We start from the raw sequence: 17,074 nt of genomic DNA, 5'->3' as shown, positions 1-17,074 counted from the left end.
CTTATTTTACGATTGCAGTTGCAGCTTTGATGATGTTACCTGTAGTGCTTGTAGTTTTTGTAGCAAGCTCTTCGTTTTGGTTAGCACCCATGTTGCTGGTTGCAAAAGCCAATACCATCATAAAGAAAACTGGTACTAATAAAAGTAAGAATGGCGATACGTTTGATAACTTTTTCATGTTCGTTTTGTTTTGTTGAAACAAATAGAATAATTAAAAAACTGCTGCTAAAATGTTTTAGACCAAGCACAAATTATTCTCGATAAACGCCCAAAAAGGATAGTTTTGCAGGTAATTGGTTATTTTAGCCTATTGGTAGAAAAAAAATGCCAGTTCGTCGAAAGTAAGGCCCCAAAATAAATGAAATGGCTACTTTGGATATACATTAAAAGCGTAAAATCGCATAAAGCCATTAAGGGCATACAGCCTAAAAACTGTAATAATATGTTCATGATAGCTTCATAACCATTAAAGAACAATTATATTCTGATGAAAAGTAAAAGTGCAATTATCATTAATACCATATTCTGGTCGTGTGTAATCGGACTCACTGCGCTTAATTTATACGGAAGCAGAGATAAGCTTACACTTCATGAGTTTCTGGTCGATCACCTTGCGTTCCTCATTATCCATATCTCGCTCTACTTTATCAATTACCTGATACTGATACCGAGCTTTACCAAGCGCAAGCAGAGAGCTTGGTTGTATGTACTGGCGGTTTTAGGCCTTTTGCTGGTAACCATCATCATCAAGTTTGGACTCGCCTTGATGTATTCCGAAGAAATCCTGAAGTATTTTAATAGCAATATTAAGAAATACGAATACCAGTCATACGATCATTTTATTATTCAGGCCGTTTTTACCAGCGGATTTTTCTTGGTCATGAGCTCGCTGCTCAAATTTGCGGCCGATTGGTTTTCGAGCCAACGCATCCAAATGAACCTCGAAAGCGAAAAGAAAAATATGGAACTGCAGTTTCTCAAATCGCAGCTTAACCCGCATTTTTTGTTCAACTCCCTAAATAATATCTATTCGCTGGCCTACCAGAAATCAGATAAGACCGCCGATGCCATTTTAAAGCTTTCGGAAATTATGCGCTACATGATTTATGAAAGCAACGACAGCTGGGTGAGCCTTAATAAGGAGGTGGAATATGTACAGAGTTTTGTAGAACTGCAGAAGCTGCGGTTTAAAGATGGTGCTGCGGTAGAAATCACAATCAATGGTGAAATTGACGGACAGAAGATCGTGCCCCTTATTTTAATCTCTTTTGTAGAGAATGCCTTTAAGCATGGAGTGGCCAATGATCCGGAAGATCCGATCAAAATCAATATCATTGCCAACCAGAAAATTTTGCACTTTAGCGTGAGCAACAAAAAGAGCAAAACCAATAAAGATGCCATGGGAGGCGTTGGCCTTAACAATGTGGAGCGAAGGCTGCAGCTACTTTATCCTGAAAGGTATAAATTAAATATTGTAAATTCGGCTACCCATTACACAACCGAACTGATGCTAGACTTATGATTTTAAAATGTATTGCTGTTGACGACGAGCCATTAGCGCTTGATATTATTGAAGATTACGTTTCTAAAGTTCCCTTTTTGGAACTGGTTAAGCGTACCGAAAATGCCATCGAAGCTTTACAGTTGGTACAGGCAGGAGGCATAGACCTGGTATTTTTGGATATCCAGATGCCAGATTTAACGGGTATCCAGTTTTTGAAGATAGCTGGCGAAAAATCTAATTTCATCCTTACCACCGCCTATTCGCAATATGCATTGGAAAGTTATGACCTGAATGTATCGGATTATTTGCTCAAGCCAATTGCTTTCGACCGTTTTTACAAGGCAGTAGAAAAAGTACATAAAACCTTACAGCGTGCCGAACCTGCAGCTGCACCTAAGCCAGAACCTGTGGCCGCGCCTGTAACAAACAATAATAACCACGCCGCACAGGATTTTATCTTTGTGAAAACAGAACATAAAATCCAAAAAATCCAGTTGGATGATATTTTGTACATTGAAGGGCTAAAAGATTACATTTCCATCTTTACCAAAACAGAGCGTGTAATTACCCTACAAAACATGAAAAAGATGGAGGAGACTTTGCCGAAGGGCGAGTTTATCCGCGTGCATAAATCTTATATCATCTCTTTGGATAAAATAGAAAGTATCGAACGGAGCCGTATTTCCATCGCTTCTAAAATTATTCCAATTGGAGATACCTATCGGGATGAGTTTTTCAAACTGATCGACGGAAGGAATATTTAGCTTGGTGAGTCTTTAGTCTTAAGTCAATAGTCTGGTAGCTACAAATTCTAAACTTATCGAAAGAGATTGCTTCGCGGGCTCGCAATGACGTTTGCTAAGCACATATTCTTTGCAGAAATCTTCGCGTATTTTGTAGTTAGGAACTGAAAGCTGAAAACTGGCAACTGTTAACTGGAAACTGTGAACTGAAAACTAATTAGTCGCCACCGGCGTAACCGTATAGCCCAAAGCTTTCAGGCCTTTGATCAAGCCATCCTTGCCAATTAAATGTCCGGCACCAACTGCAATAAACAGGCTTTGTCCTTGCATCAATGTTGGAAGCTGGACTAGCCATTTTTGGTTTCTGTTTTTGAGCAGCTTGTCCATTTCTTCTTGGGTATAATCCTCATGCTTGCTAAACAGCTTTTCAAATTGATCTAGGTCTTGCGCAATATAGTTGTCATAAATCTTTTGGCTTTCTGCTCTTGTTTTTTCTTCATTGATGATACTTTTGAGTAAGAGCTCTTTTTGGCGTTCTAAAGTGGCTCCAAATAAAACATTAGCCTGTTCTTCTACCGTTTCCAGTCCCAATACTTTCTTTCCTCGTTTCTTGGCATCGTCTTGAAAATACTGGTCGATTGCCGGGTTGGTTGGACTAAAGGTAACAGGCGATGTAAACGACATCAGCATTACCTGGATGGAAACCGGTTTCATCGAATTGAACATTTTAAGGTCGTAGCCACCAGAAACTTTTTTAAGGTAATCGGCTACCGTTTTGTATTCTGCAGGTGTGAGCAACTTGTCTAAAAAGTTGTTTTTCATGAGCATGTAAGGCACCAATTTGGTTGCCATAGTACTGTCCATTAATAGCTCGCCCACTATGGCATCGGCACTGTTCAGCTTTTGGTTCAATACCTTCATGGTATCGATAAAGCTCTTTCCTGCAAAATGGTAGGTTCCAAAAAGATAAGATGGCTTTTCTAGGCCTTTGCCAGAAATTTCCCACAATAAGGTATTGTTCGCTTTTTTGTTTTGTGCACTTGCACTTAAGCCAATGCATAAAAAGCAGAGGAGGATGTACTTTAAAATCTTCATGAACCTATTTGATTAAGTTTGGTTTTAATGGCAACTTCTGCAGCCAAGGTAATGTCTTCTGCTGGCTTTTCTTCTGGCTCGATTGGATCCAATACCGTCCATTTAATGGCTTGGCCCGGACTTAACGGAAACATGCCGTAGCGTACGATTTTCCAAGAATTTTCTATCGCCACTGGCACAACCAATGCATTAGGGGCTCTTTTGAGCAAAGTAGCAATACCTCCAACATGGAAGGTTTTTACCTTGCCGTCTTTGGCGCGCGTGCCTTCTGCAAAAATTACGGCCGACCAGTTGTTTTCTTTCATGCGCTTGCCCAGTTTTCCTATTTCGAGTACAGATTGCTTGCCATCTTTGCGATCGATATTTGCACCGCCGCCATATTTCAGGTTGTAAGAAATAGAGGGTATGCCTTTGGTAAGCTCTATCTTAGAAATGAATTTGGGATGATACTTGCGCAAAAACCAAATGAGACCTGGAATATCGTACATGCTTTGGTGGTTGGCCACAAAAATGATAGGCCTATCGGTTGGCAGGTTTTGCTGGTTGACAAAGGTAACCGAGTTGAGCAAAAACCAATTACAATAGGTGAGGAAAAAGTTGAGGCAATCAACCGATTTTTTGTGTGCCTTATAGCCAAAAAACTTATAACAGACCCATTGGATGGGATGGAAAATGCAAAGCATCAAGCCAAAAGAAATGTAGAATATTGGCGAAAGGATATAGCCGAACAGCTTATTCATAATTAAATTTTACCTTCTTGTATCAATAATTTGGTTCTTAAAATGCCTGCCACGCTCATGCTGTCGGTAATGCTGCCGTCTAACACCATTTGATAGGCTTCTTCAAAAGGCAGTTTGCGAATCACCAGCTCTTCGGTTTCTTCTGGCGATGCCATACCCATCTGTAGGTCTTGTGCGACGTAGATGATGGCCAGTTCATCGCTCACTGAATTGGAAAGATGCATGCGTTGCACTTCGGTCAATCGCCCTGCGCTTAGTCCAGTTTCTTCTGCCAGCTCACGGCGGGCACCCTCTTCTGGATGAACTCCCAATGGACCGCCGCCTTCCGGAATCTCCCAACTGTAGGCTTTGATCGGAAAACGATATTGTCCAACCAGCCAGGTATTGTATTCGAAATCTAATGGAATAATACCAATTGCGATGTTTTTGAAATGGACTTCGCCATAAATGCCTTTTCCGCCAGTAGGATTAATAACCTGATGTTCGGTGAGCGAAATCCAATTGTTATCGTAAATTTTTTGGCTTTCCAGTACTTTCCAAGGGTTATCCGTGTTCATGGCTGCAAGATACGATTTTAGTCTGTTAGTCAGGAAATCCACAGTCTTTCATCAGGGGCAGATGGAAGACGGAAGATGTAAGATGGAGTTTGAAGTTGCTGTTGACAGTTTACAATTGTCGGTTAGCAATAAGCCAATAACTAATCCTCCAATTTGTTAATGAACCTATGTAAGATGTAAAATGGAATTTGAGTTTACGGCTGGCAGTTTACAATTCTCAGTTAGCAATAAACCAATGACTAATTAGCTAATGAACCAATGAACTGATTACTGCTTAGCCGGTACAGGCGGAGGTGGGATGGTTACCTTGTTTACTTTTACCTTGGTAAAGCGATAGTTTAAACTAAAGCTCACATTGCTCGAGTTGTTGGTAGAATAGCTCTGCGACGTGAAATTAGTGCCCTGGTTAAACGAATTGTTGTTGCGGCGTCCAAATGGGTCGCTGGTACTGATGCGTGCGCTTAATGTGTTTTTAAAAAAGGTTTTTCGTGCACCAAAACTGCTGTTGATCGATCCTTTGTTTCGGCCCTGCGCATTGATGTTGTTGGCGTAGTTTACATAAGATTCGAAAGCGGTTTTAAGAGGCAGCTGCATAGAGAAACCCAAGGATGCCCTTAAGCTCAAGCCATCGCGGTTGAGCGAAGAATTTAACTTAGAGCTATACCTGCTTTGGATTACGCTAAAATTGCCATTGGTAGAAATCTTGCTGGTCGGCCTAAAATTGCCAATCAACATGAGGGCAATGGAGTGGTTGGTGCCCACATTGTCAAAAGTGCTTTCCGATACGCCGTTTGGCTTCACCATGCGGTATCTTTCTATCACGCCTCTGCTAGTTGAATAAGAAATACGTGGCGTGAACGACCATTTTTGTCCGAATGCACCAAAACTGAAATCCATTTGGTGGGTATAGGCCGGAGAAAGATCGGGATTGCCATAAGAAATATTCAATGTATCGGCATTGTTTACCTGTGGGTTCAGCGTATTTTCTCGTGGCCTGTTGATCCGTACGCTGTATGTAGCTCCAAAATTATAGCGCTTTTTGAAAAAATGATTTACCGAAACATTAGGGAACAGGCTCAGGTACGGACTAACATGGTAGCTGGTGCCTGTAGAAAGATCGAAGTTTACATCGGTATACTCGGCCCTGACTCCTCCTTTAAAACCCCAGCCATTTAACCTCAAGTTATAAGAGGCATAGCCTGAAAGAATATTTTCGTTGTAAAAGAACTTATTGGTAAGGCCTTGATTGGTTACATAGGCTGCTGTTTGGTAATTGAAGTTCTGGACCAAAAGATCATTGTCGTTTTTACGATAGTTATAAGCCATTCCAAACTCTAGCTGGTCTCTTTTGTTAAAGACAGGTTTATCGTAATCGACATTAAAATTTAGGCCTTGGTTGCTGATCTCATTGTCGTTTTGCTGCAAACTTGGATTTAAATTAGTTGGAAATGCATAGGTACGGTTGTAGGAGCGCAAATCGTTGTTGGCGTTGGTGTTTACGGTAATTCCCATGCTGAGCTTGCCCCCAACGGTATCGGTTTGCAGGTTGTAGTCGGCATTAAAAACAAAGTTATGGCTATCGCCTTCGCCCAGGTTTTGCTGGTTGCGCAAGCGAGTAGCGATCTGCTCTTCGTTCAGGTAGTAAAAATCGTTGCCCGACCGGCTATTGCTGTTGTTGATATTGTAATTGGTAGAGAGGCGCAGGCTTTGTTTAGGCGTGATATCCCAGTCGAAACCCAACCTAAAATTGCCACCATCGCTTTTGTTGCGGTTGTTGTTAAACTGGTTGTAGTAAAAAGTAGTATCGGGAAAGAAATTGGTGCGGTAGCTCTCGCTATTGCCCTTTCCAATATTTTGCCTGTAGGCTGCACTGCCGTTCAGGTTATAGTTTTTGCCACGGTAAGAAGCATTGGCATTGGTGTTGGTATTGCCTTGTAAACCAGCGGTAATCCCAATATTGCCATTAAAGCCTACTTTAAAGCCCTTTTTCATGACAATGTTCAGGATGCCTTCGCCATCGCCAGAATATTTGGAGGGCGGATTGGTCATCACTTCTATTTTCTCGATGGCATCAGAAGGGAGGACGTTTAGCAGATCGGTAATGTTAGAAGTCATGTAGTCCGAAGGCTTGCCATCTATAAAAACGCGCGTGCTTCTTTTGCCGGCTATGGTTGCATTTCCATCGATATCAACCTGTACCATGGGCACATTTTTAAGGATATCTGTTGCGGTACTTCCTTCGGCCATTAGGGAAGAGCCTACATTATAGGTAATTACATCGGCGCCAAATTCTACCAAGGGCTTAGGTGCGGTAATCACTACTTCATTCAAGTTGCTCTGCTCGTTGCTGAGCTTTAGGTTGCCGAGGTTTTTGTCAAAATCCTTTTCGGTAATGATGATTTCGTTCACCAAAAGATTGGCAAAGCCCACATAGCTTACCTTTATCCTGTAAGTGGTCGGTTTGAGGTTGGTGAATTTAAATACTCCATTTTCATCGCTTTGGATGGTAGACAAGGGCTGTTCTGCTGCGCCTTCAAAAATCGCCACTACGGCAAACGGAATGGGTAAAGCGCCTACCTCCTCAACTACCTTTCCCCTAATAATGCCTTTCTCAGCAGCGTTGGCGCTGGAAGCAACCATCAACAGGGCAAGGGCAAAAAAAAGGGAGGTCAGTATTTTCAAGATAGGCGCTAATATAAAAAATTAAAAGGTTTCTTCATTCGGCCTTCCGCCTTCATCATCGTTCTTTTTGGTTTTCTTAAAGCCGAAATCGGTTTTGCCAAAACGATAAGAGAAAGTAAGATTGCCCATGGTACCTTGCATGTAACGGCTAAAATCAATTAACGAAGTGTTACCAGTCTGGGTCATCTGCCATTTTCTGGTAGAGAATACGTCTCTGATGTTTAGGCTCAAACTGGCTTTCTTGTTTTTGAAATCGTATTTCGCACCAGCATCTACGCCGTACATTGCTTTTCTTACTCCTTGGGCCATCACTTCGCGAGAACGGTAATCGCCCTTAACCTGCAAGGTGATGCTGTAAGGCAGTACAAAGTTGTTGGTCAAATTGGCATTATAGCTAAAACCAGAGTTTTCTACCACGCCAAATGCAGGTACACCCACAATTTTGCTTTGGTAAAGGTTAACGTTGGTGGTAAAGTTCCAGGTTTTAAACAAATCGAATTTTCCGATCAGTTCTACGCCACTGGCCAAATTGCGGGTCAAGTTTTGAGGGGTGCTGATGGTAATGCCTTCTTCGTTAGGCTCTGTCCTGATTCTTTGGATCACATCATTGGTTTGACGGAAATAGGCCGACGACACCAAAGAGAATTTTTTCCAAAACTTGCTGTAGCTCAACTCAAAGGCGTGTACATCTTCTGGTTTCAGGTTTACGTTACCTTGGCGATAGTTTAAAGGATCCGATACATCAAGAAATGGATTGGTATCCCAACCTCTCGGCCTGTTTACCCTACGACTGTAGCTGAGCTGCAATTGTTGTTCGCCCTTAAATTTCTGCGTTAAGAAAATACTTGGGTACAAACGGGTATAGGCTACCCTGCCCGGTGTATAATTCAGGTCCGAGTTAATATTGTAAGCGCCCAAACGAGTATCTAAACTCGCATCTTCGCCCCTTAAACCCAACTGGTAGCCAAAGTTGTTGATTTGGTTTTGGTAGTTTAAATAAAGGGCGTGTACCTGATCCTTGCTGTTAAATTCGTTGCTCAATGCGTAGTTGAAGTTAAAATTGCCATCAACCGGATTTAACACATCGGCATAGGTTGAGCTTTCGGCAATGCGGATCTGGCTGCGGTAACCGGCCTCGATTTTTCCGTTCTTTCCAACTGGCAAAGTGTAATCTACCTGTGCATTGTAGTTGCGGTTCAATCCGTCTCTATCGTTGCGTTGGATATCTGGCGCACCGCTAACCGGATTGCCGTTTATGTTGTAGATATTGGTATTGTAGGTCTGGAAATTATCATTGGTGCCTTCAGAGAAACTAACGTTTGCCGTTAGCTCTTCGCGGGGCTTTTTAAATTTTTGCGAAAAATCAAGATTCAGGTCGTAGCTGTTGCCTTTGCCGTTGTTATCGTTAGACCGGTGGCTTAAAGCCAAGGGGTTAAAGGCAGAGCCTAATTGGTCAATAGACAAAAACTCGTTCTGGTCATTATTTCTGATGTTTAAACCGGTAGAGAAACTTACCACGCTTTTTTCGGCCAGGTAATAATCTAGTCCGGCCTTTAAGTTGTGGCCTTTTTCCAGGTTTTTCGAATCGGTGTTCTGATTGGCATATCCAGTTGGAACGGTTCCATCGAAATAGGAGATGTTGTTGTAGCCGCCACCTAAACGATTGCCATAACGATAGCTGTAATTGCCGTAAAGGTTTATTCTCTTGTTTTGGAAACTCATGCTGGTGTTGGCATTATAGTTGTCGCGGTTGCCAGCAGTTAAAGCCACAGAGCCATTAAAGCCTAGTTTTTTATTTCTTTTGAGAACAATATTGATAATGCCCGATTGTCCCTCGGCATCGTATTTAGCCGATGGATTGGTGATCAGTTCTACACTTTCGATAGAGCTGGCCGGAATGGATTTTAGGATCTGGGCCACATCGCCCCCGGCAATTAACGAAGGCTTGCCATCGATAAGTACCTTTACGCCAGATGAACCACGCAGGCTTACGTTGCCATCGATATCTGTTTGCACCGACGGTACGTTTTGCAAAAGATCAGATGCAGAACCACCCTCGCTCACCAAGCTTTGGTCAACAGAAAACACTTTTTTATCGATGCCCAATTGCATGGTTGTTTTTGGTGCAGTAACCGTTACCTCGTTTAAGAGGTTGCCTTTGGCAGTTTTCATTTTAATGCTGCCCAGGTTGATTTCCTTTACCTGATCTGAAATGGAAATAGAATCGCGAACCATGGTTTGGTAGCCTACATAGCTGGCCTTAAAGGTGAAAACGCCTTTCGGGATATTGGTAATGGCGAAAAGCCCATCGATATCTGTTTGTACCAGTTTGATGGTGATTTTGGTTTTCTTATCGATTAACAGCGCAGAAGCAAAAGGAATGGTTTCGTTGGTTTGGGCATCAACGATTTTTCCGGTTATTTTTCCGGTATTGGTAGTTTGTGCAGAAAGTTTTACAGTTACAATACAAATAGCTAAAGCCAATAATAGAACTTTGCGGATACTATTTTTCATCTAAATCTTATACTTTTTTTAGTTTTTCCTAAATTGGAAGACAAAGGTCGGGTGAGAAGGTTTAAAAAACGAGGCGTAACTATTTTATTACAGCTAAAACATGATAAATTACGGTAATATTTTTGATAACGAAGGTTTAAGTTATACCAGCTATCGCGAATTGGTCAACCAGCTTTTGGCCGAAGGCAAAACCACTGGTCCCGATCATTCAGATGCCATGTTGCATTATACCAAAATGAATGTGCAGAGGATGAACAGGGTAGAGAAGACGGCAGTTTTGGGCGATGCGCTTTTGCAGGCGGCTGAAAAGCTGCAAGACAAGTATCATTTTTTAGTGATTAGCGAAGGCTGGTGTGGCGATGCGGCGCAGATTGTGCCGGTAATCAATAAACTGGTGGAGCAATTTCCCGAAAAGTTTGATCTTAAATTGGTGTTGCGCGATCAACACTTGGAACTGATCGATGCACACCTAACCAACAATGGCAGGGCTATTCCTGTACTGTTGGTGCTCAATGAGCAAAAAGAATTGGTTTTGCCTAAATGGGGACCAAGACCGCATGTATTGCAGGTTTTGTTGGCGCAATGGAAAAAAGACAGTAGCGATATGGGCCTCATTGCCGAACAATTGCATGGCTGGTACGCCAAAGACAAAACGCAAAGCACGCAAGAAGAACTGACAAAGCTGTTGGGAAAATTGAAGTAAGCCTTGTTTTGCCACCCTTGTTTTACCACCTAAGAAGGCTTAGCACTGCTTAGTTTTTTGAATGACTAAAGTGGTGATTTCAAGTCATCATAAATCCTAGTCGACATACTGTCCCCCTTTGGAGGGGGTAGGGGGAGGAAAGTGCGAGTACTTAAAACTATGTGCCTATGTGGTGGATTCCTATAACGCCTTTCAAGAGCTATAGGATCGGTGTTTGGCACGACGATTTTGCTATGCGTGGTAGCCTTGCTTAGTCAACCGTAACGGTTAACCCTTCTTGTTGCAGAATTTTGCGATAAACCTCCATTTCGGTGAAAGAACCTTCCAAAACGGCACATTTTCCTTTGTTATGTACTTCCCAGGCAATTTTTTCGCCTTGCGCTTCCGTATAGTCGAGGTATTTCATCATGCACCAGATCACGTGCTCAAAAGTATTTACGTCGTCGTTCCATAAAATGAGGCGATGAACGGTCTTTAGCGAAGTGAGAATTTCTTCTAGTGTAAATGTTTCTTCCTTGGTTTCTGTCGACATGCTACAAAAATAACAAATAGTATCTAGATATAGATGTAAGTTGTATGATATGAAATTGTTTGTGTAATGATATGCAAACTGGCATCGGAACTTAGGTGTCAAAAAATAACTACATTTGTTAGTCAAACCAACCGTTATGCAGCAGTCAAAAATTGCAGGAATAGGCTATTATGTGCCTAAAAATGTTTACACCAATGCCGATTTGTCTCGTTTTATGGAAACCAGCGATGAATGGATCCAGGAACGTACGGGTATAAAGGAACGCCGCTTTGCCGATAGGTTAACGGAAACTACGACCACCATGGGCATCGAAGCCGCTAAGATAGCCATCGAAAGAGCTGGCATTACCGTTCAGGATGTAGATTTTATCATCTTCGCCACTTTAAGTCCGGATTACTATTTTCCGGGTTGCGGGGTATTGCTGCAGCGCGAGATGGGCATGAAAGAGATAGGTGCCTTAGATATCCGTAACCAATGCTCGGGCTTTGTGTATGCGCTTTCGGTAGCCGATCAGTTCATCAAAACTGGTATGTACAAGAATATTTTGGTGGTAGGGAGCGAGAAGCATTCTTTTGCCATGGATTTCGAAACCCGTAGCCGCAATGTATCTGTCATTTTTGGCGATGGAGCCGGAGCTGTGGTATTGCAACCTACACAAAAAGAAGGCCAGGGTATTTTGAGCACGCATTTGCATAGCGATGGTGCCGATGCCGAGATTTTGGCCATGTTCTATCCAGGTGCGCATGCCAATAAATGGATGCCCGAAAAGCCAGGCTATCCAGATCAGGAGTTGGGCGGTTTGTTTATGACTACCGAACAATTGGAAGGTGGCGCAGCCTTGCCTTACATGGATGGCCCTGCCGTATTTAAAAAGGCAGTAGTGAAGTTCCCGGAAGTAATTAGGGAGGCCTTGGCAAAAAATAATTTAGAAGCAAAAGATATCGATCTGTTGGTACCTCATCAAGCCAATTTGCGCATTAGCCAGTATGTGCAACAACTGTTGGGCTTAAGAGATGATCAGGTATTTAACAATATCCAAAAATATGGCAATACCACGGCAGCCTCGGTGCCCATTGCCTTGTGCGAAGCCTGGGAAGCGGGAAAAATAAAAGAAGGCGATTTGGTTTGTCTAGCAGCCTTTGGCTCGGGCTTTACCTGGGCTAGTGCACTGTTGAGGTGGTAGTCCTTGAGGAGAGTCTGGAGTCGTTAGTCTGGAGTCCGAAGTCCGAAAGTCAGAGGTTGTTAGTCAATAAAGCAATAATCCCTAATGGCTAATCAGCTAATCCTCCAAATGAACCAATGACCAATGAACTATTGAACCAATAAAAGAAATGAGCTTTAAATTAGGAGATTTTGTGCGTTTTGTAGACGAAAAACGTGAAGGTTATATTACACGTGTGATCGATGCACAAACATTTGGGGTAACCGATACCGATGGATTTGAAATTCCGGTGGCGGCGAGCAACTTAACGCATGTGCATGGTCATGGGGCAACCTCTGCCGAAGCGCCACAGCAAACGTTACAGGTTGACGAAGACTTTAAAGAACATGGCGTTTTCTTGGCGGTGGCCGAAGATTCGAAAGCCAGTTCGGTAGCGCATTTTACTTTGGTTAACCGCAGTTCATATCAATTGCTGCTCAGCCTAAAAACTGATGCCAAGGGAATTTATAGAGGTGAATTTTCTGGAACAATACCTGCAAAAGCACAAATGCAATTATTTAGTGCCAATTTGGGCGACCTCGACAATTGGCCCCAGTATATTTTTCAGGCGCTTTATTTTACATCGGGCAATATCAAGCCAAAAGATCCGCTGCACGTCACTAAGAAATTCAGGAGCAAAGATTTTAACTCGGCCAAACAACAGATAGCAGAGATCAATAAATATGGCTGGTTGGTACAGTTGGATGAGCAGGCTTCGTTAATTGATCCCCAGAAACTAAAAGAAAGCTTTTTTAGGGGCGAGACGCCAAAACCAGTAGTTCCAGTACCGGCAAAAGAGGTTGATTTACATATTGAAAAACTGAGAGACGACCATCAGTTCCTGTCGCAATCAGAAATTATCGATATCCAATTGGCCCATTTTCGTCAGTTGCTAGATGCAGCAATTGTGCATCAGTTGCCCTCTATCGTTTTTATTCATGGCGTAGGCAATGGCACTTTGAGGCATCATATCCATCAAGCCATCAGCAAGCATCCGCAGGTGCGTACCTTTATGGATGCCCGTAAAGAGAAGTTTGGCTATGGCGCTACCGAAGTAGTATTTAAGGTCTAATCAGTTATTTCGATTCGGTTTTATTGACGATTTTAATCTCACCTCGCTGGTAGCCAAAACGGCCCATCAGATCAGTTCCTTCTATTTTTACCGAATAAGAAGTAGGCAGATCGGTGGCGTAAAACGATACCGTAGCCTTTCCGTTTTCGTCGGTCACTACATTGGCATTCCAGTAAATGGTTGATCGAAGATCGGGCATAGCCGAGCTGTTAGCCGTATATTTTGGACTGTAAAACTCTTTTGGTACAGACAAAGGCAATGGCCTGTATATATACAGGCCTCGGCTGATGTCAATCCAAGGGCCACGTCCACTTCTGGTGGTGATTTCCAAATAGTAGTTTACACAGCCTCTGTATACGTTTACTTCCTTAATGTCAGCAGCGCTGAGGGCATTGAATACCAGGGTGTTTTGTTCAAATATGCCATCGCCACCATTTGCCGAACTTATACCAGTCTCATTGAAGGTGTCGGGTTGACCATTAGCTACAACACTGGTATTGATCTTATCTACCACCACATGCGAAACCAACATGTTGCCGATCACATAATTGGGGAAATTGTGGTGCGCAAGCCTGCCACTGCAGGTCGCTGTCCAATCGTATCCTACACGAAAGCCAGGAAGAGTCTCTTTCAACAGGTCGATTAGGGTTTTTTGCGGTTTTTTCTTTAGGTCTTCCTCACTGATTGTTTTAATAAATTTGGCATCCCATGCCTGTGTTTCTATAAAATCCTTTAGCTTTTTATTGCCTTTGATTTCTACTTCTTTCAATAGCGTGCCTTTGGCCATCATTTGGGCTTTTTCTTGTTGTGCTATTTGCTTTTCGGCAGTTTTGTAATAATTCAGCAAGGTGCTATCGGTATTTACGTACCATGGCTTAACCATTGCAGCTTCGGTAATGGCTGGGGCAGGCTTAAACTCATCTACAGCTATAGTTGCACTAGAAGTTTTGCCTTTTGCATTTTTGATCTTGATGGTAAAGGCCGGTGTATCTATGAGGGGAATATCCTTAAACACAAATCGGCCTTCGCTGTTGCTAACCGTATCGGTAAAGAAGAGGTTCTTGCCCAAAGAAAGCAAGTTGAGCTTTACGTTGGCGGCAGGTTTGTTGAACAGGCCTGTTAACTTGCCTTCGATCAGGTTGCCTTTTTCGGCCTTGAACTTTGGCAAGGCTTGAGGATCTAATATTTCAGGCCATTTATAGCCTACCCATGCCTGTGTAAGCAATAGGTTGTCTAAGGCCTCTAAGGTACTAGGCTCATTGTTATTGAAATACCAGCCAGGTTCTTCGATATTGCCCTTTATATTGCTTTGCAATAGAAAATAGCTAGCCATATTGCCTTCGTTTTCACTCTGTTTTACCATACCTTGGTCGGTAACTGCAAGGGCAAAGCTGCCACGAACAGGCGACCCGTCTGTAGCAACTGCCTTAAGCTCGAGCGCAATGCTATCGCGGGTACGATAGGTATTTTGGGCAGTGCTGATTTCGAGGTTGATTTTCTCGCTATGGTTAATTACTAATTGACGTTCGTTTAAAGGGGCTTGTTCTGGCGAGAACAACGTAAAGTGGACAATTCCGTTTGGAAAATCCTTTTTGGCCAATTTAAGATTGCTAAAGCCGTTTTTAAGGCTAATGTTAATGGCCAATAGCGTCTCTTCGTTTTGTTGTGCCAAAAGTTCGTATTTACCATCAACGCGCTTGGTTTCGCTGGCCTTAATGTAAACCAGCAAGGAATCGGGCTTGCTTAATGCATCTATTCTTAGCGTAGTGCCTTCCTCTTTGGCCAAGGGTAAGGCCTGTCGCTGCTCTTTGCCGTTGAGGCTAAACAAGGCGAAATAGCTTTCTCCCTTTTGGGGCAGCATATAAAAATTGCCCATGCCTTTATGCTGGGTGTTCAGTTCGGCCATTTGTTCGTTTTTGCTGTTTACGATTTTACCCTTCAGGTTAAAGCCTAAACCGTCGTTACCCACTGCCTTGAAAGCAACTTTGCCATAAATGTTATTTACCATATAGCCGCCTTCGGGCATAAACTGAAGGTCTAACTCGTCAGGCTCTTGCAGCATAACAGGCAAGCTGGCTTTTTTGTGACCGTCTTTTTTATCAATGATATAGAAGTTGTACTTGCCTGTGATCTTGTTGTCGCCCAATGGAATTTTGGTTTCGATAATACCGTCTTGCGTGGTTTGCAAAGTGGCGCGCATAACCCGTTTTTTGTCGTTCATGAGGTAGATTTCTACCTCTTTGTAGCCAATTGCTTCCTTTTTTTTGTTGCTCAGTTTGAGTTTAAGATCGAGGGTTTTGCCCGTGCTCGTGTTGCTGATTTTCTGATATGAATCTACCATCCACATTTGGTTGCCCGTATTGCCGATGTAAATGCTCTTCTGAAAAAAATAGTCGGAACCAAAATTCTGCTGCCAATTGCTGTAGGCCCTGATAACATAGGTGCCTTCGGGCATTTTTTTGTCGATGGCATAATCGCCGTAGCCCAGGCCATTGTTGAGCGCAATTGCTTTTTTTTCTATCAAAGCCAGGCTGTCGTTGTAAAGTTCTACATAAATCTTGTCGGTACGATCGTTACGCATGTAATCGCCGTTCAGAAGTACGCTTTTGAACCAAATTGTATCTCCGGCACTATAATAGGGCTTGTCAAATGAAAGGTAGAGCTTCTCTTTGGGAAATACCTGCTGATATTGTGCTAACCGCTTGGTAAGTGCATTGTTCTGGTCGGCAGTTTGCGCCTGTGCGCGGCTCAGGTTGAATTGTAGCAAGATGAGCAGGCAAAATAGTTGAAGAGCTTTCATTTGTCAATAGGATTAGTGTTTAATTTGATTAGCTTCCCTTGGCCGAGCGGGTCATTTGTTCGAGCATGTCCCACATTTCGGTAGGGATGGCTTCCAGTCCGTTCATTTGTCCGGCACCCTGTAACCATTCGCCACCATCTATCGAAATCACTTCGCCATTAATATAACCAGAGAAATCGCTGATGAGGAATGCAGCCAAATTGGCCAGCTCCTGATTTTCGCCAACGCGTTTAAGCGGAACCCGGTTTTTGAAGTCGAATTTTTCGGCCAAATCGCCAGGCAACAACCTGTCCCAGGCACCCTTGGTAGGAAATGGCCCGGGGGCGATGGCATTGGTCCGAATTCCATACTTGCCCCATTCAACAGCTAGCGAACGGGTAAGGGCCAGTACGCCGCCTTTGGCGCAGGCAGATGGTACTACATAAGCCGATCCGGTAAATGCGTAGGTAGTTACAATATTCAAAACGGTAGCCGGCTGTTTTTGGGCAATCCAATGTTTGCCAAAGGCTAGGGTACAATTTACCGTACCTTTAAGCACGATATCAATAATGCTCGAAAAGGCATTTGCCGATAAACGTTCGGTAGGTGAAATAAAATTGCCGGCCGCATTGTTCAATAGCCCATCCACTCGTCCAAATTTTTCAAGACTTTGGGCCAATACTTCTTCTACCTGTGCATAGTCTCTCACATCGCATTGCACGGCCAATACCTTGCCTCCTGTTTCGGCCTCCATATCGCTTGCCGTTTTTTGCAATACACCCAGTTTCCTGCTGGTGATCACCAGGTTGGCGCCTAGCTTTAAGAAGTAAGTGCCCATGGCGCGACCAAGGCCTGTACCTCCGCCAGTTACTACAATGGTTTTTCCTTTGAGAGCGTCGTCTTTTAACATGGGTTCGTTGTACATACCTTATTGAATGATAGAATGAGTGAA

14 protein-coding genes are annotated in these 17,074 nt (G+C 43.0%); 5 read left to right on the top strand and 9 right to left on the bottom strand.

The window, feature by feature from the left end:
* Window position 1: 1 nt before the first annotated feature.
* Complete coding sequence (locus AC570H_RS15870; RefSeq protein WP_497356553.1) at window positions 2-178, bottom strand: hypothetical protein; 177 nt, start codon at window positions 176-178, stop codon at window positions 2-4.
* 309 nt (window positions 179-487) lie between these two features.
* Between AC570H_RS15870 and AC570H_RS15865 the strand changes: the two genes are divergently transcribed.
* Window positions 488-1,522 carry a sensor histidine kinase gene (locus AC570H_RS15865; RefSeq protein ID WP_497356551.1) on the top strand — a complete coding sequence of 345 codons (1,035 nt, stop codon included), beginning with the start codon at window positions 488-490 and terminating at the stop codon, window positions 1,520-1,522.
* Window positions 1,519-2,268 carry a LytR/AlgR family response regulator transcription factor gene (locus AC570H_RS15860; RefSeq protein WP_497356549.1) on the top strand — a complete coding sequence of 250 codons (750 nt, stop codon included), beginning with the start codon at window positions 1,519-1,521 and terminating at the stop codon, window positions 2,266-2,268. Before AC570H_RS15865 ends, AC570H_RS15860 begins: the two co-directional genes overlap by 4 nt.
* A gap of 192 nt (window positions 2,269-2,460) precedes the next feature.
* On the opposite strand, the gene AC570H_RS15855 is transcribed toward AC570H_RS15860, so the two are convergent.
* The 5 genes from AC570H_RS15855 to AC570H_RS15835 form a co-directional block, all read right to left on the bottom strand.
* The gene (locus AC570H_RS15855) at window positions 2,461-3,342 is read right to left on the bottom strand and encodes a TraB/GumN family protein (protein WP_497356547.1); all 882 of its coding nucleotides are present in this window, start codon (window positions 3,340-3,342) and stop codon (window positions 2,461-2,463) included.
* Window positions 3,339-4,082 (bottom strand): lysophospholipid acyltransferase family protein, encoded by a 744-nt coding sequence (locus tag AC570H_RS15850; protein ID WP_497356545.1) that lies wholly within the window; start codon window positions 4,080-4,082, stop codon window positions 3,339-3,341. Before AC570H_RS15850 ends, AC570H_RS15855 begins: the two co-directional genes overlap by 4 nt.
* A gap of 2 nt (window positions 4,083-4,084) precedes the next feature.
* A complete protein-coding gene (locus tag AC570H_RS15845; RefSeq protein WP_497356543.1) occupies window positions 4,085-4,639 on the bottom strand; it encodes an NUDIX domain-containing protein in 555 nt (184 codons plus the stop codon).
* 267 nt (window positions 4,640-4,906) lie between these two features.
* Complete coding sequence (locus AC570H_RS15840; protein ID WP_497356541.1) at window positions 4,907-7,321, bottom strand: TonB-dependent receptor; 2,415 nt, start codon at window positions 7,319-7,321, stop codon at window positions 4,907-4,909.
* Between the two features lie 21 nt (window positions 7,322-7,342).
* Entirely contained in the window at window positions 7,343-9,835 is a 2,493-nt protein-coding gene (locus AC570H_RS15835; RefSeq protein ID WP_497356539.1) for a TonB-dependent receptor, read from the bottom strand.
* 100 nt (window positions 9,836-9,935) lie between these two features.
* Here AC570H_RS15835 and AC570H_RS15830 point away from each other — a divergent pair, with 100 nt between their 5' ends.
* Window positions 9,936-10,538 carry a thioredoxin family protein gene (locus AC570H_RS15830; protein ID WP_497356537.1) on the top strand — a complete coding sequence of 201 codons (603 nt, stop codon included), beginning with the start codon at window positions 9,936-9,938 and terminating at the stop codon, window positions 10,536-10,538.
* Between the two features lie 250 nt (window positions 10,539-10,788).
* Here AC570H_RS15830 and AC570H_RS15825 read toward each other — a convergent pair whose 3' ends face one another.
* Complete coding sequence (locus AC570H_RS15825) at window positions 10,789-11,070, bottom strand: ATP-dependent Clp protease adaptor ClpS (RefSeq protein WP_372816074.1); 282 nt, start codon at window positions 11,068-11,070, stop codon at window positions 10,789-10,791.
* 136 nt (window positions 11,071-11,206) lie between these two features.
* Between AC570H_RS15825 and AC570H_RS15820 the strand changes: the two genes are divergently transcribed.
* Entirely contained in the window at window positions 11,207-12,253 is a 1,047-nt protein-coding gene (locus tag AC570H_RS15820; protein ID WP_497356535.1) for a 3-oxoacyl-ACP synthase III family protein, read from the top strand.
* A gap of 148 nt (window positions 12,254-12,401) precedes the next feature.
* Entirely contained in the window at window positions 12,402-13,343 is a 942-nt protein-coding gene (locus AC570H_RS15815; RefSeq protein WP_497356533.1) for a Smr/MutS family protein, read from the top strand.
* 4 nt (window positions 13,344-13,347) lie between these two features.
* On the opposite strand, the gene AC570H_RS15810 is transcribed toward AC570H_RS15815, so the two are convergent.
* Both AC570H_RS15810 and AC570H_RS15805 read right to left on the bottom strand, forming a co-directional pair.
* Window positions 13,348-16,143: a hypothetical protein gene (locus AC570H_RS15810; RefSeq protein ID WP_497356531.1), complete on the bottom strand. Its 2,796-nt coding sequence runs from the start codon at window positions 16,141-16,143 to the stop codon at window positions 13,348-13,350.
* A gap of 28 nt (window positions 16,144-16,171) precedes the next feature.
* The gene (locus tag AC570H_RS15805) at window positions 16,172-17,047 is read right to left on the bottom strand and encodes an SDR family oxidoreductase (protein WP_497356529.1); all 876 of its coding nucleotides are present in this window, start codon (window positions 17,045-17,047) and stop codon (window positions 16,172-16,174) included.
* Window positions 17,048-17,074 lie beyond the last annotated feature (27 nt).

The sequence above is a fragment of the Pedobacter sp. B4419 genome (assembly GCF_059693725.1).
Note: the sequence above shows the minus strand (reverse complement) of the source record. Positions and strands in the feature narration are given on the sequence as shown.

What these genes read in the sequence shown, in the direction of transcription:
- AC570H_RS15870 (WP_497356553.1), bottom strand. Translation starts at nt 178, where the DNA reads ATGAAAAAGTTATCAAACGTATCGCCATTCTTACTTTTATTAGTACCA.
- AC570H_RS15865 (WP_497356551.1), top strand. Translation starts at nt 488, where the DNA reads ATGAAAAGTAAAAGTGCAATTATCATTAATACCATATTCTGGTCGTGT.
- AC570H_RS15860 (WP_497356549.1), top strand. Translation starts at nt 1,519, where the DNA reads ATGATTTTAAAATGTATTGCTGTTGACGACGAGCCATTAGCGCTTGAT.
- AC570H_RS15855 (WP_497356547.1), bottom strand. Translation starts at nt 3,342, where the DNA reads ATGAAGATTTTAAAGTACATCCTCCTCTGCTTTTTATGCATTGGCTTA.
- AC570H_RS15850 (WP_497356545.1), bottom strand. Translation starts at nt 4,082, where the DNA reads ATGAATAAGCTGTTCGGCTATATCCTTTCGCCAATATTCTACATTTCT.
- AC570H_RS15845 (WP_497356543.1), bottom strand. Translation starts at nt 4,639, where the DNA reads ATGAACACGGATAACCCTTGGAAAGTACTGGAAAGCCAAAAAATTTAC.
- AC570H_RS15835 (WP_497356539.1), bottom strand. Translation starts at nt 9,835, where the DNA reads ATGAAAAATAGTATCCGCAAAGTTCTATTATTGGCTTTAGCTATTTGT.
- AC570H_RS15830 (WP_497356537.1), top strand. Translation starts at nt 9,936, where the DNA reads ATGATAAATTACGGTAATATTTTTGATAACGAAGGTTTAAGTTATACC.
- AC570H_RS15825 (WP_372816074.1), bottom strand. Translation starts at nt 11,070, where the DNA reads ATGTCGACAGAAACCAAGGAAGAAACATTTACACTAGAAGAAATTCTC.
- AC570H_RS15820 (WP_497356535.1), top strand. Translation starts at nt 11,207, where the DNA reads ATGCAGCAGTCAAAAATTGCAGGAATAGGCTATTATGTGCCTAAAAAT.
- AC570H_RS15815 (WP_497356533.1), top strand. Translation starts at nt 12,402, where the DNA reads ATGAGCTTTAAATTAGGAGATTTTGTGCGTTTTGTAGACGAAAAACGT.
- AC570H_RS15810 (WP_497356531.1), bottom strand. Translation starts at nt 16,143, where the DNA reads ATGAAAGCTCTTCAACTATTTTGCCTGCTCATCTTGCTACAATTCAAC.
- AC570H_RS15805 (WP_497356529.1), bottom strand. Translation starts at nt 17,047, where the DNA reads ATGTACAACGAACCCATGTTAAAAGACGACGCTCTCAAAGGAAAAACC.